This is a genomic window from Actinacidiphila rubida, assembly GCF_900110255.1.
GTDB lineage: Bacteria > Actinomycetota > Actinomycetes > Streptomycetales > Streptomycetaceae > Actinacidiphila > Actinacidiphila rubida.
This window is the reverse complement of record NZ_FODD01000004.1, coordinates 204376-224791: the sequence shown is the minus strand read 5'-3', so window position 1 is coordinate 224791 and position 20416 is coordinate 204376. Positions and strand designations below refer to the sequence as shown.

Genomic DNA, 20416 nt, shown 5'->3' with positions numbered 1-20416 from the left:
GCCGACGACGCGAGCAGGCCACGCCCGCTTACGCTGGGGCCATGACGGAGGACCAGCAGCCGCAGCCGTACCCCGTGCACTGGGAGGCGGACGTCGTCCTGAGGGACGGCGGTACCGCCCACATCCGGCCGATCGGCCCGGGCGACGCGGGACGGCTGGTCGACTTCTACGAGAAGGTCTCCGACGAGTCGAAGTACTACCGCTTCTTCGCGCCGTACCCCCGGCTGTCCGACCGCGACGTGCACCGCTTCACGCACCACGACTACGTCGACCGGGTCGGCCTGGCCGCCACCGTCGGCGGCGAGTTCATCGCCACCGTCCGCTACGACCGGATCGACGGCCAGGGCCGGTCCAACAGCGACGGCAACCGCGCCGAGGTGGCCTTCCTGGTGCAGGACGCGCACCAGGGCCGCGGGGTGGCGTCCGCGCTGCTGGAGCACATCGCCGCCGTCGCCCGCGAGCGCGGCATCCTCCACTTCACCGCCGAAGTGCTCCCCGCCAACCGGAAGATGGTCAAGGTCTTCACGGACGCCGGCTACACCCAGGAGCGCAGCTTCGCCGACGGCGTGGTCCACCTCGATCTGGACCTGGAGCCCACCGACGAGTCCGTGCAGGTGATGCGGGCGCGCGAGCACCGCGCCGAGGCCCGTTCGGTGCAGCGGCTGCTGCGCCCCGCCTCGGTGGCCGTCGTCGGCACCGGCCGCAGGCCCGGCGGCGTCGGCCGCACCCTGCTGCGCAACATCACCGCGGGCGGTTTCACCGGCCGCGTCTACGCGGTCAACCACTCCTTCCCCTCCGCCGGCGAGGGCGGCACCGACATCGACGGCGTGCCCGGGTACCGCTCGGTCGCCGAGATCGGCGAGCCGGTGGACCTGGCCGTGATCGCGGTCCCCGCGGACCGGGTGCCCGACGCCGTCGCCGACTGCGGCGAGGCGGGCGTGCGCGGTCTCGTGGTGGTCGCCGCCGGCTACTCCGAGAGCGGTGCGGAGGGCCGGGAGAAGCAGCGCGACCTGGTCCGCCAGGCCCGCAGCCACGGCATGCGCGTGATCGGGCCCAACGCGTTCGGCGTCCTCAACACCGCCGACGACATCCGGCTCAACGCCTCGCTGTCGCCCGAGATGGCGCACCGCGGCCGCCTCGGCCTGTTCACCCAGTCCGGCTCCATCGGCATCGCCCTGCTGTCGGGGCTGCACCGGCGCGGCGCCGGGCCGTCGTCCTTCGTGTCCGCGGGCAACCGTGCCGACGTCTCCGGCAACGACCTGCTGCAGTTCTGGCAGGACGACCCGGAGACCGACGCGGTGCTGATGTATCTGGAGTCGTTCGGCAACCCGCGGAAGTTCACCCGCATCGCGCGCCGGATCGCCGCGAACAAGCCCGTCGTGGTCGTCAAAGGCGCGCTGCACACCGGATCGGTGCCGGCCGGTCACGCGGTGCCCGACACCCGGATCCCCGACTCCACGGTCTCCGCACTGTTCCGCCAGGCCGGCGTCATGCGCGTCGACACCGTCACCGAACTGCTGGACGCCGGGCTCTTCCTCGCCCTGCAGCCGCTGCCGGCCGGCGACCGGGTCGCCGTGCTCGGCAACTCCGAGTCCATCGGGCTGCTCACCTACGACGCCGCCCTGACGGCCGGGCTGCACCCCGCGCCCCCGCTGGACCTGACGACCGCGGCCCGGCCCGAGGACTTCGCGGCCGCTCTGCGGCGGGCCCTGGCCGACCCCGCCACCGACGCCGTGGTGGTCACCGCGATCCCGCGGGTCGGCTCCGAGGACGCCCCCGACCAGGAGTCGGGCGACGACCCGGCGCTGGCCGAGGCGCTGCGGGCGGCCGCCGACGGCGCGGCCAAGCCGGTCGTGGTGGTCCACCTGGCGCTGGAGACGATGGCCGACCGGCTGGTCGCGCGGGACCGGCCCGGCGCCCGCGTCCCGGCCTACTCCGCGCCCGACCGCGCCGTCCGCTCGCTGGCCGAGGCCACGGCCTACGCGGCCTGGCGCGCGACCGCCGCCGAACCGGGGCGCGTCCCGCAGTTCGAGGACGTCCAGGAGGCGGCCGCCGCCGAGGACGTCCACCGCCTGCTCCCGGCGGCGCCCCCCGCCGCCGGTTCGGCGACGGCCGCGGGCCCGGCGCCGGCGCCCGACCGCGAGGTCACCCTGGCCGACGCCGACGCGGCCCGGCTGCTCTCCCGCTACGGCATCCACGTGCACCGCGCGGTGCCCGCGCCCGACCAGGACGCCGCGGTCGCCGCCGCTCGGAGCCTGGGCTACCCCGTGGCGCTCAAGACCACCGCGCCCCACCTGCGGCACCGCGCCGACCTGGGCGGCGTCCGCCTTGACCTGGCCGACGAGCAGGACCTGCGGCGGGCCTACGAGGAGCTGACCGCGCGGCTCGGCGGTCCCGCCGAACTGCGGCCCGTGGTGCAGGCGATGGCGCCGCGCGGCGTCGACACGGTGGTCAGGTCCTGCGTCGACCCCGCCGCGGGCGCCGTGCTGTCCTTCGGGCTGGCCGGCGCGGCCTCGGAGCTGCTCGGCGACCTCGCGCACCGCCTCGTGCCGGCCACCGACAGCGACGTCGCGGAACTCGTCCGCTCCATCCGGGCCGCGCCGCTGCTGTTCGGCTGGCGCGGCGCCGAACCCGTCGACACCGCGGCGCTGGAGGAACTGCTGCTGCGGGTGTCGATGCTCGCCGACGACCTGCCCGAGGTCGTCGGGATCGACCTGGAGCCGGTGGTGGTGGCCGGCCGCGGCCTGAGCGTGCTCGGCGCCACCGTCCGCCTCGCCCCGCCCCCGGCGCGCACCGACCTCGGCCCGCGCGCCCTCGCCACGTACTGACCGCACGGCCCGTCCGTGCCCGGGTCCCGGGGGCCGCTGCCGGACCCCGCGGGCGGACGGCCGGGCGGATCGGTACGGTACCGGCGACCGGGCGGATCGGTACGGTACGGACGGCGGGGAACGTCACACGGCCCGCTTAAGATGGTGCCTATGGCGAAGACCGGTACGACGACGCAGGGGCTGCGCACGGCCATCGAGCGCAGCGGCTACTACCCCGCCCTGGTGGCGGAGGCCGTGGAGGCCGCGGTGGGCCGTGAGCCGGTGTCCTCGTACCTGGTCCACCAGGAGACCACCTTCGACTCCAACGAGGTGCGCCGCCACGTCACGGTGCTGGTGCTGACCGGCAGCCGCTTCATCGTCAGCCACACCGACGAGCAGGCCGCCGACGACACCTCGCCGAGCCCCTACGCCACCACCTCCACCGAGTCGGTCAAGCTCGGGCGGATCTCGTCCGTGGTGGTCAGCCGGGTCGTGGCGAACCCCGAGTCGTACACCGTCGGCACCCTGCCGCGCGAAGTGGTGCTGACCATCGGCTGGGGCGCGGTGGCCCGGCTGGACCTGGAGCCCGCCGCCTGCGGCGACCCCAACTGCGAGGCCGACCACGGCTACACGGGCTCCTCCACCGCCGACGACCTGTCGCTGCGGGTCAGCGAGGCCGGCGACGGGCCGGACGCCGTCCGGCAGACCCTCGCCTTCGCGCAGGCCCTCTCCGAGGCGACGGCGGCGGCGGAGTGACGGCTCGCTGATGGCCCACCCGTTTCCCGACGAGGACGACGAGCCGCTCGACCCGGCCACCGCGCCCGCGCCGCAGTACGGTGCCGGTGCGCTCTGCGACGTCATCCCGGCGGCCGTGGCCGGCTTCGCCGTGCCCGGCATGCCCGTCACCGGCCTCACGCTGACGCCCGCCGACCGGGTCTGCGTGTTCCTGGTCGACGGCCTGGGCTGGGAGCTCATCCTGCGGCACCCCGACGAGGCGCCGTACCTGACGTCGCTGCTGGCCACCTCCCGCGGCGGTACCGGCCGCCCGATCACGGCCGGCTTCCCCGCCACCACCGCCACGTCCCTGGCCTCCGTCGGCACCGGGCTGCCGCCCGGCCGGCACGGCCTGACCGGCTACACCGCGCTCAACCCCGGCACGGGGGAGCTGATGAACCAGCTGCGCTGGCAGCCGTGGACGTCGCCGGCGGTGTGGCAGCCGCACCCCACCGTCTTCCGGCTGGCCGACGCCGCCGGGATCGGCACCTGCCAGGTGTCGTCGCCGACGTTCGAGCGGACCCCGCTGACCCAGGTCGCGCTGTCCGGCGGCACGTTCCACGGCCGGCTCACCGGCGAGGAGCGGGTCGACCTGGCCGCGGACCGGCTGGCCGCCGCGGACCGCACGCTGGTGTACACGTACTACAGCGAGCTGGACGCCATGGGCCACCGGCACGGCGTGGACTCCGACGCCTGGCGCGGCCAGTTGATGATGGTGGACCGGCTGGTGCAGCGGCTCGCCGAGCAACTGCCGCCGCGCAGCGCCCTGTACGTCACCGCCGACCACGGCATGATCGACGTGCCGTTCGACGAGGAGTCGCGGATCGACTTCGACGAGGACTGGGAGCTGCGGGCGGGCGTCGCCGTGCTCGGCGGCGAGGGCCGGGCCCGCCACGTGTACGCGGTGCGGGGCGCCGCGGCCGACGTCCTCGCGGTGTGGCGCGAGGTGCTGGGCCCGCGGATGTGGGTGGCCGGCCGCGAACAGGCCGTCGCCGCCGGGTGGTTCGGCTCCGATCCGGACGAGCGGGTGCTCGGCAGGATCGGTGACGTGGTCGCGGTGGCGCGCGACGACATGGCGATCGTGGCCCACCGCAGCGAGCCGGGGGAGTCCAAGATGGTCGGCCTGCACGGCTCCCTGGCCCCCGTCGAGCAACTCGTACCCCTGCTCGAAGTACGCTGCTGACACCCTCAGTCCCCGCGCCGCGCCGGCGCCTCCGCCTGCCCCGTGCCCGCCCGCACCTGTCATCCGCCGTCCACCGAAAGGCCGTCGCCCTTCCATGCCCGAGCTGGTTTTCTTCTCCGGAACGATGGACTGCGGCAAGTCGACCCTGGCGCTCCAGATCGGGCACAACCGCTCGACCCGGGGGCTGCGGGGTGTGATCTTCACGCGGGACGACCGGGCGGGCGAGGGGAAGCTGTCCTCGCGTCTCGGCCTCGTCACCGGGGCGGTCGAGGCCGTCGAGGGCATGGACGTGTACGCCTACGTGGTCGACCAGTTGTCCAAGGGCGGCCAGGTCGACTACGCGATCGTCGACGAGGCGCAGTTCCTCGCGCCCGAGCAGATCGACCAGTTGGCGCGGATCGTCGACGATCTCGGGCTCGACGTCTTCGCCTTCGGCATCACCACGGACTTCCGCACCAAACTCTTCCCCGGCTCGCAGCGGCTGATCGAGCTCGCCGACCGGATAGAGACCCTCCAGGTGGAGGCGTTGTGCTGGTGCGGCGCGCGGGCCACGCACAACGCCCGTACGGTCGGCGGCCGGATGGTGGTCGAGGGCGCCCAGGTGGTCGTCGGCGACGTCAACCGCCCGGCGCAGGACGTCGGCTACGAGGTCCTGTGCCGCCGCCACCACCTCGGCCGTGTCACCAGCGCGTCCGCCCTCGTGGGCGCCCTGTCTCCCGACGTCCTGCCGGTCTCCTCCGACTGACGCCACGGCCCCCGGTCGCGCTCACGGTTGCCGTGCGCGGCCTCACGGTTGCCGTGCGCGGCCGCCACCGAACGGTCTTGCCCGCGGGCGCCGTGCCCCCGTCGCATGCACCCATCACAGGGGAAGAAATGCCCGCGTCTGGGTCCTTCATGGCGTTTCGTTCATATGACGACAGTAATGCGCCGTAATGTGCCGCTCGCATACCGGCCGCACACCGCGACCCCTGGCTGTCGAGAACTGGAGAGGCACATGTCAATGCTCACTGCCCCCGCACGGCGCGGTCTGAAGCGCACCGCCGGCGCCCTGGTCGGAGCCGTCGCCATGGGCGGGATCCTGCTCGCCGCGGCTCCGGCCCAGGCGCTGCCGGCCCAGCCCGCCCTCCCGTACGGCACCGTCACCACCACGGCCGGCCTGAACATCCGCCAGTTCCCGAGCACGGACTCGTCCGTCGTCGGCTTCCTCGCCTACCACGCGCAGGTCGGCCTCACGTGCAAGGTCCGCGCCCAGAACATCGACGGCAACACCATCTGGTACCTGATGCGCGGCAGCAGCCACGAGCGCTGGCTCAGCGCCCGGTACGTCGCCAACACCGGCACCGTGTCGTACTGCGACAGCGTCCTCGCCGCGACCCTGAGCCCGCAGGCGCAGCACCCGCACGCCAAGGGCTGACACGACGCCGGCGCCCATGCCGTGGCCGGGGGGACGTCCCCCCGGCCACGGCATGGGCGCTCTCCGCGGGCGTCAACCCGCCAGCGCGGGCGTCCTCGCGGGCTCGGCGGACTGGTCCACGGCCTCCGAGGGGCGCGCGGCGCGCCGGGGGAGGGCCGTCATGAGGGTGACCACGATCGCGAGCGCGCCGACCATCCAGAGCATCGCGTGCTCGAAGGCGCGGACCGGGGTCGGGCCGGTGAAGGCGACCGAGACCAGCGCCAGGCCGAACGCGTTGCCGAGCTGGTTGGTGGTGTTGATCAGGCCGGAGGCCGACCCCGCGTGCTCCTGCGGCACGTCGGACAGGACCGCGTCCGTCAGCGGCGAGAAGATCATGCCCATGCCGGCTCCCATCACCAGCAGCGGCAGCGCCATCTGCCACGAGTGGACCGCGTGCCCGTAGCGGGCGGACTCCGCGATGTAGAGGAGCGCGCCGGCGGCCGTGATCAGCGCCCCGGCCTGCAGCACCTTGCGGCCGAACCGAGGCACCAGCAGCTGGACGGACAGGCCGGCCGAGGCCGAGCACGCGACGGTGAACGGGAGCCCGGTCAGTCCGGCGTGCAGCGGGGTCCAGCCCAGGCCGATCTGCATGTAGAGCGTCCAGACCAGGAAGAAGATGCCGCACGCTACGCCGAACACCAGCTGCACCCCGATCCCCGCGGCGAAGCTGCGGGCCCGGAAGAGCGCCAGCTCGACCAGCGGTGAACCGTCCTTGGCCTTCTTGGCCCGCTCGTAGCGGACGAAGCCCGCGAGGACGGCGACGCCGCCGGCCATCATCGCGAAGCCCCACAGCGGCCATCCGTTCTCCCGGCCCTGGACCAGCGGGTACATCAGCAGCAGCAGGCCCGCCGTGGCCAGGGCGACGCCGACCAGGTCGAGCCGGAGCGCCTGCGGGGCCTTCGACTCGTCGATGAACCGGCGGCCGAGGACGAGGCCGGCGATGCCGGCGGGCAGGTTGATCAGGAAGATCGGCCGCCACTCCAGGCCGAGGATGTCCCACTGGGTGAGCAGCGCGCCGAGCAGCGGGCCCGTGACGGCCGCCAGGCCGATGATCGCGCCGAACATCCCGAAGACCTTGCCGCGTTCCTCGCCGGAGAAGGTCGCGTGGATGATCGACAGGACCTGCGGGACCATCAGCGCGGCCGCACCGCCCTGCAGCAGGCGGGTCGCCACCAGCATCTGCGGATCGGCGGCCACCCCGCACAGCAGCGACGCGACCGTGAACCCGGCCGTGCCGATCAGGAACACCCGCTTGCGGCCGTAGATGTCGCCGAGCCGCCCGCCGGTGATCAGGCCGACCGCGAACGCGAGGGCGTAACCGGCGGTGATCCACTGCACGGCGCTGAAGCCGGCGCCGGTGTCGCGCTGGATGCTCGGGACGGCGATGTTGACGATGGTCGCGTCGACCAGGTCCATGAAGCTGGCCGTCATCACGACGGCGAGGGCGATCCAGCGCCTGCGCTCGGTACTCATTCCTGGGCTCCTGCCTGCCTCTTGCGTTGACAGGACCTACGCTATGCAGGATGTAGGACAGCTCTTGTCCTACAAGGCGCGGACCCTGGACACCATGACGGACACCCCGGCACGACTGCTGAACCTGCTCTCGCTCCTCCAGACCCCGCGGGAGTGGTCGGGCACGGAACTGGCCGACCGGCTCGCGGTGAGCACCCGCACCATCCGCCGGGACGTGGACCGGCTGCGCGATCTCGGCTACCCGGTCGAGGCCACGATGGGCTCGGTCGGCGGCTACCGCCTGGTGGCCGGCAGGGCCCTGCCCCCGCTGCTGCTGGACGACGAGGAGGCGGTCGCCATCGCGGTCGGCCTGCGCGCCGCCGCGGGCAGCGCGGTGGACGGCATCGAGGAGGCGTCGCTGCGCGCGCTGACCAAGCTGGAGCAGGTGCTGCCGTCCCGGCTGCGGCACCGCGTCGGCACGCTGGGCTCCGCCGTGGTGACGATGACCGGCGGCGGCCCGCGGGTCGACCCCTCCGCGCTGACGGTCCTCGCGGGGGCGATCGCCAACCGCGAGTGCGTCCGCTTCGCCTACCGCGCGGGAGACGGCGCCGAGACCCGGCGCCACGCCGAACCGCAGCGGCTGGTCGCCAGCGGCCGGCGCTGGTACCTGGTCGCCTGGGACCTGGCGCGCGACGACTGGCGCATCTTCCGCGTCGACCGGCTCACCGGCGTCACCGCCACCGGCGCGCGGACGGCGCCGCGCACGCTTCCCGCGGCCGACGCCTCGGAGTTCGTCGAGTCCAAGCTGCGCAACCTGTGGCCCACGGCGGCGGCCGTGGTGGACTTCGACGCCCCGGCCGGCGTCGTCCGGTCGAAACTGGGCCAGGCGCCGGGCGAGGTCGAGTCCGTCACGGACGGCACGTCCCGCTGGCGGGTGGACGCGGACCGGATCGACTGGATGGCCGTGCGGCTGCTGATGCTCGACCTGCCGTTCCGCGTCCAGTCGCCGCCGGCCCTGATCGACCGCCTCCGCACCTTCGGCGACCGCGCCCGCAGGGGGACGCAGTGACGGCGCCCGCGAGGGCGGCGTCCCACGGGGGGCCTCCCGGGACGCCAGGGGGCCGCGGTCCCGGTCGTCGACCGGGACCGCGGCCTGCGCGCCGGGCGTGGGCTGCCCGGCCCTGACCCGCGGTCAGCCGGCGGCGGCCGCCGGGCCGAAGCGGGCGGTCACCGTGCGGTCCCCGGTCACCGGGACCGCGAGTGCGGGCGCCGTGCCGGGCAGCGCGGTCCCGTCGAGGGTCCAGCCGAGGAGGCGCTGCCCGCGCGCGGGCGACGCGGTGACGGTCACCGTGGTGCCCTTCTCGTAGTGGCCGGGCGACGTCTCGTTGCCGGTGACCCGTACCGCGCCGCCGGCCGGAGGATCGGCGGTGGCCGTCACGGACTGCTCCACCATGCCGATCACCATGATGTTGCGGAGCACCGCCGGACCCGTCGACGTGGTGCCGTTGTAGCGCATCAGGCCGACCACCGTGACCCGCGAGCCGGCCGCGGCCCTGACGGTGTACCCGCCGTCGCCGAGGTTGTCCGTGCCCAGGCTGAACGCCCGCACGTCGCCGGAGTCGACGACCAGGCCGTTGTGCATGCCGTAGCCGAAGACGTCGTGCAGGGTCAGGGCGCGGGCGCCCGTCACGTGCACCAGGTCCGTGCGCTTGCGGGTGTAGGCGTCGATGGTCTGGCTGAACACCGCGCTTCCCAGGCCCCAGTTCGGCAGGGCGTATCCGACCCGGTTGGGCGAGTTCCCGTTGGTCAGCACGCCGTCGACGGTGCCGCCCGCGACCGCGCCCACGGTGATGCCGCGGTTGAGGAACGCGCCGGCCAGCTTGCTCACCAGGAAGTGGTCGGCCCCCGCCGCCACGTCCACGCCGTTCCAGGAGTTGACCAGGTCCACGTTCACCACGTAGGCGCCCACGCCGGTGGCGCGGATCGCGTACGGGTAGGGGACGTAGCCGTCGGCGGGGTTGTTCTCCGGGTGGAAGACCCGCAGGCCCCGCACGCCCGCGCCGCGGCCGGCCAGCGTCACCACCGCCGGTGCGCTGTCCGCGTCGGCGGCGTCGCGGCCCTCGTGGGCCATCAGCACCGTGCCGCCGCTGAGGCCGCTCTCGTCGCGGTTCTGGGAGGCCGCGGCGCCGCGCAGTTCGACCCCGGCCGGGACCCGGACGTGCCCGGCGAGGCGGTACCAGCCGGCGGGCAGGTAGACCACGCCGCCGCCGTCCGCACCGGCCCGGTCCAGCACCTTCTGCAGGGCCGAAGTGGCGTCCTGCGCGGGCGTGTAGCCCACCCCGTGCGGCACGGCGTCCGCCACGTACAGCACCCGGCGGGCGGGGGCGGGCGCGGGCACCGGGCCGGGCGGCGCGGGCAGGTCGCCGGCGAGCGGGATCACCGTTCCCGACGTCGGGCCGTCCAGCGTGGTGCCGGTGACCTTGACGTACGCGGACGAGGCGTTGCGGACCGAGGCGACACTGCCCTGGAGGGTGCTCGACGCCAGCGACAGGCCCCAGCGGCTGTCGATGCTGTCGACCTGGAGGGCGACGTCGGCGCGGAGCACGGTCGTGCGCAGGAACACCCCGCAGAACGCGGCCCGTTGGCCCGCCACGACCTGGATGCCCGTGCGGTAGTCGGACAGGCTGATCCGGTCGAACTGGTCCCACTCCAGGTCACCGAGGACCAGGCCGGTGCCGTGCGCCCGGGTCCAGGCGTCCAGCGCCGCCCTGTTCGGCGGATGGAAGGCCGCGGGGGCCTTCGCCCAGTACGAGTTGGACAGCGTGACGTCCTGCCAGGTGCCCACGTCCGAGCCGTTGTAGGCGCGGGCGCCCTCGGACAGCACGGTCCCCTTGACGTCGAGCACCGCCGCGGACTCGTGCACCTGGCCCTGGACCGCCGGCTGGCCGCCGTCGTTGGGCATGGTGGAGATGCCGATGCCCTTGTACGAGTCGAGCATCGTCACGTGCTCGACCGCGCCCATCATGTCGTTGACGTCGCCCTGCCAGGCCACACCCGGGATCTCGAACGTGTCGTTGTACGGCACCGGGTCGCTCGCGCTCTGGCGCGGGTAGTAGGTGGTCAGCCCCTGCACGGAGGCGCTGCCGCCGATCCGGAACAGCACCGGGCCGTCCGCGCCCGCGGGCAGGTCGGCGCTGATCACCGTGCCGTACGGGCCGGAGCCGTGGTCGGGGTCGCGCCGGTCGCCGCGCAGCGAGCAGAACGCCGGGACCTCCACGGTTCCGGTCACCCGGTAGGTGCCCCCGCCCAGCCACACCGTGCCGCCGCCCGCGTCCTGGCAGTCGTCGAGGGCGTTCTGGATCGCCGGGGTGGAGTCCTTCGCGCCTGTCGGGTCGGCGCCGTAGGCGGCGGCGTCGAAGTCCGCGACGACCGGGTCGGCCACCGGGTAGCGGGTGGCGACCAGGTGCGGGTGCGCGGTGGGCACGGGCCGGTCGCGGACCTCCAGACCGGTGAGTTCGACGCGGGTGGAGCCGGCCGCGTAGCCGTGCACCGCCAGGCGCACCCAGCGGGCGGTCAGCGGCGCGAAGGCGGTGCGGAACACCTGCGTGGGGCCGGTGCCGCCGCTGCGCCCGGCCGTGCGGAACGTGCCTCCGTCGTCGGAGACCTGGACGGTGTAGTCGGAGGAGAAGCGGCTGGTCCACTGCGTGGAGACCTCCGAGAACCGCTTCGGCGCGCCGAGGTCGACGGTGAGCGTCTCGCCCTGACCGCCGTCGCCGCTCACCCACGCGGTGCCGGGGTCGCGGTCGACGGCCGCGCCGGGCGACGAGCCCGGCGCGGTGCTGGACGCGGTGACCGTGCCCAGGTGCGCCAGGTCGGTGGTCACCTGCGCGGCGTGGAAGGTCTCCAGCGCGCGCTCCAGGGCGCCGAACGCGGCGAGCGCCCGGGCGTCGGTGAGGCCGTCGCCGCCCGCCACCGCCCGGGCCGTGTCCGCGGCCTGCCGCAACGCGTCCCTCGCGCCGGGCGGGTACTGGCCGTCGCGGGTCCCCTCGCGGGCCGCGCCGTACGCCAGGTCGGCCTGCGCCACCAGCTGCCGCAGACCCCGTGACGGGTCGAGGGACGTGGGCAGCGCGCTCACCGACACGCGGGCCACGGTCAGTTCGGGGGCGCCGTCGCCGGTGGTGACGCGGAAGTCCGAACCGTTCGAGCGGTTCGTCAGGATCGCGTCGTCCAGCAGGAAGGTGTGGGTCTTCCACGTGCCGGTGTCGCCGTAGGTGAAGACCGGCGACCTCTTGAACATCTGCGGGATCGTGCCGCCGGGGGAGTCGTACTCCAGCTGCATCGAGCCGTTGCCCTGGTCCAGGTAGTCGACGCTGACCGCGACCGGGTCGGTGACGTCGTACAGCGCGGTGTCGTCGACGTTCATGTAGAAGAAGCCGGTCTCCGCCGCCGGGTTCGCGCGGTCGGTGCGCCAGTAGCCGCGCCCGGCCTGCGTGCCGGTGATCAGGCTCGCGTCGCTGTCGCCGGCCCGCGGGGTGATGCCCTGGGCCTGCACGGCCGGGCCGAGATCGACGGCATAGGCCGGCGCGACCCGCAGCGAACCCGCGGTGACGTCGGTGGCCGCGCCCTGGTCCGAGACGGCGCTCAGCCGGAGCCGCCGGGACCGGGAGAAGTCGGCGCGCAGCGGGAACGCCTCGGTGCGCCAGGCGCCGGAGCCGGTGAGCGGCACGCTGCCGACGAGGTCGCCGGTGCCCAGCTCCAGCCGCAGCGTGCCCGTGCCGAGGTCCTCGTAGCGGACGGAGACGGTCAGCGCGGAGCCGCCGGAGGCGTCGGTGTACTCGCGGGCCAGGTCGAACGCGAGATAGCCGGTGCCCGCGGCGACGTCGGTCCGCCAGTACGGGGTTCCGCCGTCCTCGCCCGTACGCAGCCCCGCGGCGTCGTCGCCGGCGGAGGCGGTCAGGCCCAGCGTGACCGGGTCGGGCCCGAGATCGGCGCCCACCCCCAGCGGGTAGGCCGCAGGCGCCAGGGCTGAGGCGGCCGGGGGCGCGGGCGCGAACACCGCGAACAGCGCGAGGACGAGGGGGAGCAGCAGCGCCGCGGGGCCGCGCGGCCGGCGGCGGCGCGGCGGTCGGGGATCGGGGGATCTGGTCGGAGCCAGGAACGGTGCCGGCACGGAAACAACCTCCAGGTCTGACGGGACGCCAGTCGGCGAACGGGGGTCGTACGGGACGTGCGGGGGCGGACGGAGCCGGGGGCCGGGAGCCGGGCCTGTGGGTGGGGACCGGCTCCCGGGCCGCCTGTTCAGGGCCTGCGCAGGCGCAGGGTGAGGATCTGGAACGGGCGCAGCCGCAGCGGCAGCGTCCCGTCGGGCCCGGCGGTCAGCGGCTCCACCGGGTTCTCCAGCAGGTCGGTCACCTGGGCGCCGGCGAGTGGGAAGTCCGTCCGCAGGGTCCCGCGCGCGGCACCGCCCCGGGACTCGTACAGCCGGACCACGACGTCCCCGGAGCGGTCGTCGGCGAGCTTGACCGCCTCCACCACGATGTCGGGTGTGTCGACGGCGACCAGCGAGGGTCCGGCCGCCGCGCCCGAACCGGCGGGCCGCAACGGCAGGTTGAGGGCGTAGCCGGCGGCGACGGCCTCCCCGACGCCGGCGCCCACGACGAGGCCGTACGCGAAGGAGTGCGCGCCGCGGTCGGCCTGCGGGTCGGGGCTGTGCGGGGAGCGCAGCAGCGACAGCCGGACCGTCGTCGTCGTGCCGCCGTCCTCGCGGGTGGTGCGGGACACGTCGTGGCCGTACGTCGACTCGTTGACCACGGCCGCGCCCCAGCCGTGCTCGCCGACGTGCACCCAGCGGTGCGCCCACAGCTCGAAACGGGCGGCGTCCCAGCTGGTGTTCTCGTGGGTGGGCCGGCGCACATGGCCGAACTGGATCTCCGCGCTCTCCTCCTCGGCGTGCACGTCCAGCGGGAAGGCCGCCTTGAGCAGGGTGTCCCGCTCCTGCCAGTCGACCTCGGTGCGCACCGTCAACTGCGCGCTCCCCACCGTCAGTTCGAGGTGCTGCACCAGGTGCGAATCGCCGAAGGAGCGGGCGACGCGCACCGAGGCCAGCAGCGGGCCGGGCTCGGCGACCTCGACGGAGTCGGCCTCGGTGAGGTCGCGCACCACGTCGCGGTAGTAGCCGTCGATGTTCCAGGCGCTCCACCGGTTGGGGTCGTCGGGGTGCAGTTGCAGCAGGTTCCCGGGCCGCTCCGGGTCCAGGGCCTCGCGGCCCGCCCGGTGGTCGTACACCGAGCGCACCAGCCCGGCGCCGTCGATCCGCACCCGGATCACCCCGTTGTCCAGGGTGACGCCGTCCGCGCCGGAGTCCACCGTCACGCCGGGGTGCCGCGGTGCGACCGCCCGGCCCGTGCCCAGCGGCGGCGCCTCGACGAGCACCGTGCGCCGCCCGTCCGACAGCTGCTGCTCCGCCACCCCGGTCGCGGCGGCGCCGGCCGGCAGCGTCACCACCTCGTGGCGCGCGTACGGACCGGCGTTGAAGAACGCCGTCCCGTCGCCGCCGTCCAGCGCGGTGCCGATCACCTCGGCCAGTTCGGCCTGGAGCGCGGCGTGCACGGCCTCGGCCTCCTGGTGCACCCAGGCGATCGAGGACCCCGGCAGGATGTCGTGGAACTGGTGCAGCAGCACCCGCTGCCAGAGCGACTCCAGGCGCTCGTACGGGTAGGCCGCGCCCGCCCGGACCGCCGCGGCCACCGACCACAGTTCGGCCTCCCGCAGCAGCGCCTCGGCCCGCCGGTTGCCGCGCTTGGTACGGGCCTGGCTGGTGTAGGTGCCGCGGTGGTTCTCCAGGTACAGCTCACCGCGCCACACCGGCAGCCGCTCGTACTCCGCGCGGGCCGCGTCGAAGAACGCCGCGGGCCCCGCCACCTCGACCCTCGGCGAGCCCTCCAGGTCGCGCAGCCGCCGGGCCCGCTCCAGCATGTCGCGGGTGGGGCCGCCGCCGCCGTCCCCGTAGCCGAACGGCGCGAGCGAGCGGGTGGCCGCGCCCTTCTCCGCGAAGTTGGCCTCGGCGTGCGCGAGTTCGGCACCGGTGATCGACGCGTTGTAGGTGTCGACGGGCGGGAAGTGGGTGAAGATCCGGGTGCCGTCGATGCCCTCCCAGTGGAAGGTGTGGTGCGGCAGCCGGTTGGTCTCGTTCCACGACAGCTTCTGGGTGAGGAACCACTTGGCCCCCGCCAGCGCGGCCAGTTGGGGATAGGCGGCGGTGTAGCCGAAGGAGTCCGGCAGCCACACCCCCTCCTGCGCGATGCCGAACTCCTCCTGGAAGAAGCGGCGTCCGAGGACCAGCTGGCGGGCGAGTGCCTCGCCGCCCGGCAGATTGCCGTCCGCCTCCACCCACATGCCGCCGACCGGCGCCCAGGTGCCCGCGGAGACCGCCTTCTTGACGCGCTCGAAGACCTCCGGGCGCTGCTCCTTGATCCAGGCGTACTGCTGCGCGGAGGAGCACGCGAAGACCAGTTCCGGGTACTCCTGCGCCAGCGTCGTCATGTTGGTGAAGGTGCGGGCGCACTTGCGGACCGTCTCGCGGACCGGCCACAGCCACGCCGAGTCGATGTGCGCGTGCCCGACCGCGGTGACGGTGTGCGCCGAGGCGTGGGCGGGCCGCGCCAGCACGCCGGCCAGCCGGTCCCGCGCGGCCTGCGCGGTGCCCGCCACGTCGCGGACGTCCACCGCGTCGATCGCGTCCCGCAGCGCCCGCAGGATCTCGTGCCGCCGCGTCCCGCCCGCCGGCAGTTCCCGCATCAACTGGTCGAGGACGTCCATGTCGTGGACCAGGTGCCACACCGCGTCCTCGCGGACGGCGATCTCCACCTGCCGCAGCTGGTAGAGGTGGGCGTCCCCGGCGGTCTCCCGGGAGCCGTAGTGGGTGTCGACCGCGTGCGCGCCCTCGATCATGGGGTTGGCGGCCAGCTCCACCAGCAGGTCGACGGCCTCGCCTCCGGCGGCGGACTCCGCCAGCAGCACGCCGCGGTGGTAGGGGTGCAGGCCCTGGAGCGGCGAGCCCGAGGCGTCGTGGACGAACCCCTCCGCCTGCCCGCCGGGTCCCTTGGTCCAGTCGAAGCCCAGGTCGAACAGCGCCTCGACACGGCGCCCCGCCCACGCCTGCGGGATCCGCCCGCGGGTTCTCAGCCAGCTCGTGGACCAGGGGCCGCCCCAGGTGGCGCCGATCGACACGGGCGTGTAGCCGGCGGCCAGCGCGTCGGCCACCGGGACCGGCTCGCCCGGCACGTTCCATAGGGCGAGGTCGAGGCCCCGCGCCGGGCCGTACACGGCCGGGCGCACCACCCGGTCGAGGAACTTGGTGATCCGCTCTTCGACGATGAGACGGTCGTCATGCACAGGAGTGCTCTTTCTGCGAGGGGCCGGCGGCCGCTGCCGCCGGCCGGTAGCGGTGAGCGTGGGCGGCGGTCAGGCCCGGCGGGCGGCGGGGTGTGACGGATGGTGCGTGCTGCCGCCCGCGTCCGCGCCGGTGCGCCAGGTGCGCCGCGGGACGAAGCCGAGCAGCGCGGTGCAGGCCGCGGTGTCGAACAGCGCGCCGTGGCCGGGCACGTCGCGGTGCAGCGGCACGCCCGGGTGGTGGCGGGCCATGAGGTCCGCCGACGGCACGGTGGAGGTGGTGTCGGCGGCGCTGACGTTGACCACGTGGCAGCCCCGCCAGTCGCGTTCCAGGGCGAGCCGCACCACGGCGGCCGCGTCGAGGGTGTGCAGCCAGCCCCACAGGTCGTGCCGCTGTACGGCCGGGTCGGCCGCGCACGCGGCGAGGAAGCCGGCCAGCCGTTCCCCGCTGCCCGTGAACGGCAGGCGCAGGCACAGCGCGTCCAGCCCGTACCGGCGGTGGGCGGTGCGCGCGACGTCCTCCAGCACCTGCTTGGACAGCCCGTACGGGTCGCGCACCAGGCCGGGGTGGCGCTCGTCGAGGGGCACGTACTCCGGTGAGACCGGCACCGGCGACCAGGCCAGGCCCACCGCGGCCATGCTGGAGGCGGCCACCACGCGGCGTACCCCGGCCCGCCCGGCTTCCTCGAACACCCGGTGCGCGGTGAGGCAGTTGTGGGCGAACAGCTCGCTGGCGTCGGGCACGTTGGGGTGCGGCACGGCACCGAGGTGGACCACCGCCTCGGTGCCGGCCACGGCCTCGCGGACCAGGGCGGGGTCGCGCAGGTCGCCGATGTGCACCCGCAGCGCGTCGGGCTCGTCCACCGGCAGCAGGTCGGTGAGCACCAGTTCGTGCCCCGCCGCCAGCAGGTCGGCGGTCACATGGCGGCCGATGTGCCCGGCGGCCCCGGTGACCAGGACGCGCATCAGCCCTTCACCGCCCCGACCAGGCCGTTGACGAAGTAGCGCTGGAGGGACAGGAAGAGCACCACGACCGGGATCACCACGATGAGCGCGCCGGCCATCAGGTCGTTGTAGTGCGGCACGTTCTCCGAGGCGAGGGTCTGCAGGCCCAGCGGCAGCGTGTAGGTGCTCTCGCTGTTCAGCGACACGCGGGTCAGCAGGTACTCGTTCCAGGTGGGGATCGCGGTGATGAGGGCCACCGTGATCAGCGCGGGCCGGGTCAGCGGCAGGTAGATGCGGGTGAAGATGTGGAACTCGCCGGCCCCGTCCACCCGGGCCGACTCGCGCAGTTCCTTCGGAACGGTGGCGAACGCGCCCGTCATCAGCAGCACCGACAGGGGCGCGCCGCCGTTGACGAAGGGCAGGACCAGTCCCATGTGGGTGCCGAGGATGCCCATCTTGTCCTCCAGCAGGACGATCGGCAGCATCACCGTCACGCCGGGCACGAACAGCAGCGCCACGAACATCTTCTGCAGGAGCCCGCGGCCGGGGAAGTCCAGCACCGCGAAGGCGTAGCCGGCGGCCGCGTAGACCACCAGGGTCAGCACCACGGTCAGCAGGGTGACTTCGAGGCTGTTCACGAAGTACCGGAAGAAGTGCAGCTGGTTCCAGGTCTGGGAGAGCGTGGCGAACGTCGGGTGGTGCGGGACCAGATGCCCGCCGCGGACCACCTCGAACTGGTTCTTGAAGGCCGCCGACACCATCCACAGGAAGGGGTAGACGCTGATCACGCCGTAGAGCGCGAGCAGCAGGCCGACCAGCACGCGGGCGCTGATCCTGCGTGCCCGGGCCGGGCCGGCGCCGCCGCCGGCCGGGGTGCGGTGGGGGCGGGAGGTGATGGGGGTGAGGGGAGTCGTTGTCATGTTGCGCTCCGCATGACTCGCAGGTTGATCAGCGCGATGACGAGCGCCGCGGCGAACAGCAGCCAGCCCAGGGCGCTGGCCAGGCCGAGCGTCGGCGCGAGATCCATGAGGAAGGCCAGCCGGTAGGCCTCCAGGCCGAGCACGTTGGTGTGGTCGCCGGGACCGCCGTTGGTCATCACCAGGAAGGTCTGGAAGCCCTGCAGCGAGTCGCGCAGGTTGAGCAGCACCACGATCGAGGTGATGGGCCGCACGAGGGGCCACACCACCGAGACGTTGGTGCGCCACCAGCCGGCGCCGTCGAGCTGCGAGGCCTCCAGCACACTGCGGTCGATGCTCTGGAGTCCTGTCAGGTACAGCAGCATCGCGACCGGCACGGCTCCCCAGACGGTGACCACGATCATCGTGGGCAGCGCGGTGGCGGGGTTGCCGAGCCAGCCCTGCGGCTGGCTGAGCGAGCCCATGCCCAGGCTGCCCAGCACGGTGTTCACGGCGCCGTCGGGCTGGAGGATGTACTGCCAGGCGAAGAACACCGCGACGCCGCTGGTCACGTACGGCACGAAGTAGACCGAGCGCAGCAGTCCCTGCATCCGCCGGGCCGAGTTGAGCAGCACCGCGAGCGGGAAGGACACCAGCACGGTCAGCAGCGGCACGGCGATCATCACGTAGAGGGTGTGCATCGCCGCGTGGTGGAGCCGGGGCGCGTAGGCGGGGTTCTGCCACAGCAGGTCCTTGTAGTTCTGCAGGCCCACCCAGTCCCAGTGCGGCGCGAAGCCGTTCCACCGGGCGAAGCTCAGCAGGAAGCCGTAGCCGACCGTGTACAGGCCCATGACCGCGAAGAGGATCACGGCGGGGGCGACGAAGAGGTAACCGGAGACGGCCTCGTACGTGCGGCGCCGCAGTACGCGCCGGCCGGTGCCGGGACCGGCCGCGCGGGCCGGCCGGGGGGTCTCCCCCCGGCCGGCGGCGGCCGTCCGTGCCGGTGCGGGACGGGGTACGGTGCTCACTTGTCCGCCGTCGCCCAGAAGTTGCCGTTGAGCTTGGCCATGTCCTTGCCGGTGGCCGCCACGCCCTTCTGCTTCAGCGGGGTGAGGTCGGCGAGGATCTCCGCCATCGAGTCCTGGTCGTAGCCGGGCGGCCGGAAGTCGGCCACGTTCGGGTCGTAGGTGTTCTCGGGCGTGCCCACGAAGGCCTGGGTCATGTCGGCGAGGGTCGCGCCCATCACGGAGGCGGCGTTCGCACCGAGCTCGGTGGAGGGCACCTCGGTGGCGTCCTTGGCGAACTTCGAGGCGACGCCGGGCTGCGCGAGGAACTTCATCCACTTGAGCGCGTTGTCGGGGTGCGCGCTGGTGGAGCTGACCGCCAGGCCGGTGAGTGCCAGCGGCGCGAGGGCGGGCTTGGGCACCGTGCCGCCCTGCGGGCCGGGGAAGCCGAACGCCATGACGTCGTCGGGGTTCATGCCGTTCTGCTGGAGGAACGCCAGCGTGAAGGTGCCGCCGATGTCCCAGGCGGACTTGCCCTGGGCGAAGGCCTGGTCGGCGGTGTCGATGTCGAGCGTCTGCGTGCCGGGCATCCAGTACGGCTGCATCTTCGCGTAGTCGGCGAGCACCTTCTGGCCGTCGGGCGAGGAGAAGTCGGCCGAGGCGTCCTTGCCCCACAGCGCCTGGAACTTCTCCTTGCCCAACTCCGCGAAGGCCAGGGGTTGGAGGGCCCAGGTCAGGCCGGTCGCCTTGACCTTCAGGCCGAGCGAGACACCGCCGTTCTTCGGGTCCTTGGACGTGGTCGCCTTCAGGTCGGCGAGCCATTCCTCGTAGGAGGCCGGGGGCTTGGTGATGCCGGCGGCGGCCAGCGTCTTCTTGTTGCCCATCACGATGCCGAAGGTGCCTGACGTCAGCGGCACGCTGAAGCGCTGGCCCTCCTTGACGCCGTGCGACTTGGAGTCGGAGGGAACGGACTCCTTGTAGTGCGCGGGGGTCACCGTGCCGGAGATCTGGACGCCCTTCTGGTAGAGGCCGCTCCAGTCGCTGCCGACGTCCTTGGACAGGTCGCGGACGATGCCGGTCGCGCCGAGCGCGAAGTCCTCACCGTCGGAGTGCACTTCGAGGACGTCCGGCAGGTCGTGGGTCTTCGCGGCCGCCTGCACCTTGGTGGTGTAGGCGTCGTCCGGGCCGTAGGCCTGCACGTCGACGGAGATGCCGGTCTGCTTCTTGAACTCGGCCGCCGCGTTCTTCAGCGCGGCCACGTGCGACTGCTTGAAGGTCCACATGGTCAGCGACGTGCTGCTGCCGGAGCCCGAGGAGCCGCCGCACGCGGCGAGCGGGGTGAGCGCGAGGACGCCGGCGACGGCGGCCGCTGCCAGCCTGATCCTCCGGGACGCCGGAAGAATCCGTCCGGAAGGTGCGAAAGGTATCCGCCGAGGTGTATGCATAGCCCCTACCTGAGGTTCAATCGTTCAGAAGAGCGAATGACGTTGGGATAGCCGAACTTAGAGTCG

The 20416-nt window shown here is 73.8% G+C and carries 13 protein-coding genes; 6 read left to right on the top strand and 7 right to left on the bottom strand.

All coding sequences use genetic code 11. From position 1 onward, the window contains the following. The first annotated feature begins 41 nt into the window (after positions 1-41). The 5 genes from BMW99_RS05505 (at position 42) to BMW99_RS05485 (ending at position 6178) form a co-directional block, all read left to right on the top strand. A complete protein-coding gene (locus BMW99_RS05505) occupies positions 42-2828 on the top strand; it encodes a bifunctional acetate--CoA ligase family protein/GNAT family N-acetyltransferase (protein ID WP_075016327.1) in 2787 nt (928 codons plus the stop codon). Between the two features lie 150 nt (positions 2829-2978). Further along, positions 2979-3563, top strand: coding sequence for a DUF5998 family protein (locus tag BMW99_RS05500; RefSeq protein WP_075016326.1), 585 nt, complete (start codon positions 2979-2981; stop codon positions 3561-3563). A gap of 10 nt (positions 3564-3573) precedes the next feature. Then, the gene (locus BMW99_RS05495) at positions 3574-4764 is read left to right on the top strand and encodes an alkaline phosphatase family protein (protein WP_075016325.1); all 1191 of its coding nucleotides are present in this window, start codon (positions 3574-3576) and stop codon (positions 4762-4764) included. Positions 4765-4858: 94 nt separating this feature from the next. Beyond that, on the top strand, positions 4859-5509 hold the full coding sequence (locus BMW99_RS05490; protein WP_069466311.1) for a thymidine kinase: 651 nt from the start codon (positions 4859-4861) through the stop codon (positions 5507-5509). Positions 5510-5758: 249 nt separating this feature from the next. Further along, positions 5759-6178: an SH3 domain-containing protein gene (locus BMW99_RS05485; RefSeq protein WP_069466312.1), complete on the top strand. Its 420-nt coding sequence runs from the start codon at positions 5759-5761 to the stop codon at positions 6176-6178. Positions 6179-6250: 72 nt separating this feature from the next. Here BMW99_RS05485 and BMW99_RS05480 read toward each other — a convergent pair whose 3' ends face one another. Further along, positions 6251-7690, bottom strand: coding sequence for an MFS transporter (locus tag BMW99_RS05480; protein WP_069464632.1), 1440 nt, complete (start codon positions 7688-7690; stop codon positions 6251-6253). Between the two features lie 94 nt (positions 7691-7784). On the opposite strand from BMW99_RS05480, the gene BMW99_RS05475 reads away from it, so the two are divergent. Then, positions 7785-8738, top strand: a complete 954-nt coding sequence (locus tag BMW99_RS05475; RefSeq protein WP_069464634.1) for a helix-turn-helix transcriptional regulator — start codon at positions 7785-7787, stop codon at positions 8736-8738. 123 nt (positions 8739-8861) lie between these two features. On the opposite strand, the gene BMW99_RS05470 is transcribed toward BMW99_RS05475, so the two are convergent. The 6 genes from BMW99_RS05470 to BMW99_RS05445 form a co-directional block, all read right to left on the bottom strand. After that, the gene (locus BMW99_RS05470) at positions 8862-12839 is read right to left on the bottom strand and encodes a discoidin domain-containing protein (RefSeq protein WP_218159298.1); all 3978 of its coding nucleotides are present in this window, start codon (positions 12837-12839) and stop codon (positions 8862-8864) included. Between the two features lie 128 nt (positions 12840-12967). Continuing rightward, complete coding sequence (locus BMW99_RS05465) at positions 12968-16063, bottom strand: alpha-mannosidase (RefSeq protein WP_075016324.1); 3096 nt, start codon at positions 16061-16063, stop codon at positions 12968-12970. Positions 16064-16132: 69 nt separating this feature from the next. After that, on the bottom strand, positions 16133-17026 hold the full coding sequence (locus tag BMW99_RS05460) for an NAD-dependent epimerase/dehydratase family protein (protein WP_079175941.1): 894 nt from the start codon (positions 17024-17026) through the stop codon (positions 16133-16135). Then, complete coding sequence (locus BMW99_RS05455; RefSeq protein ID WP_079175940.1) at positions 17026-17925, bottom strand: carbohydrate ABC transporter permease; 900 nt, start codon at positions 17923-17925, stop codon at positions 17026-17028. The genes BMW99_RS05460 and BMW99_RS05455 overlap by 1 nt, the downstream gene beginning before the upstream one ends. Further along, positions 17922-18929 carry a carbohydrate ABC transporter permease gene (locus tag BMW99_RS05450; protein WP_245791220.1) on the bottom strand — a complete coding sequence of 336 codons (1008 nt, stop codon included), beginning with the start codon at positions 18927-18929 and terminating at the stop codon, positions 17922-17924. Before BMW99_RS05450 ends, BMW99_RS05455 begins: the two co-directional genes overlap by 4 nt. Beyond that, on the bottom strand, positions 18926-20350 hold the full coding sequence (locus tag BMW99_RS05445; protein ID WP_143080514.1) for an ABC transporter substrate-binding protein: 1425 nt from the start codon (positions 20348-20350) through the stop codon (positions 18926-18928). Before BMW99_RS05445 ends, BMW99_RS05450 begins: the two co-directional genes overlap by 4 nt. Positions 20351-20416 lie beyond the last annotated feature (66 nt).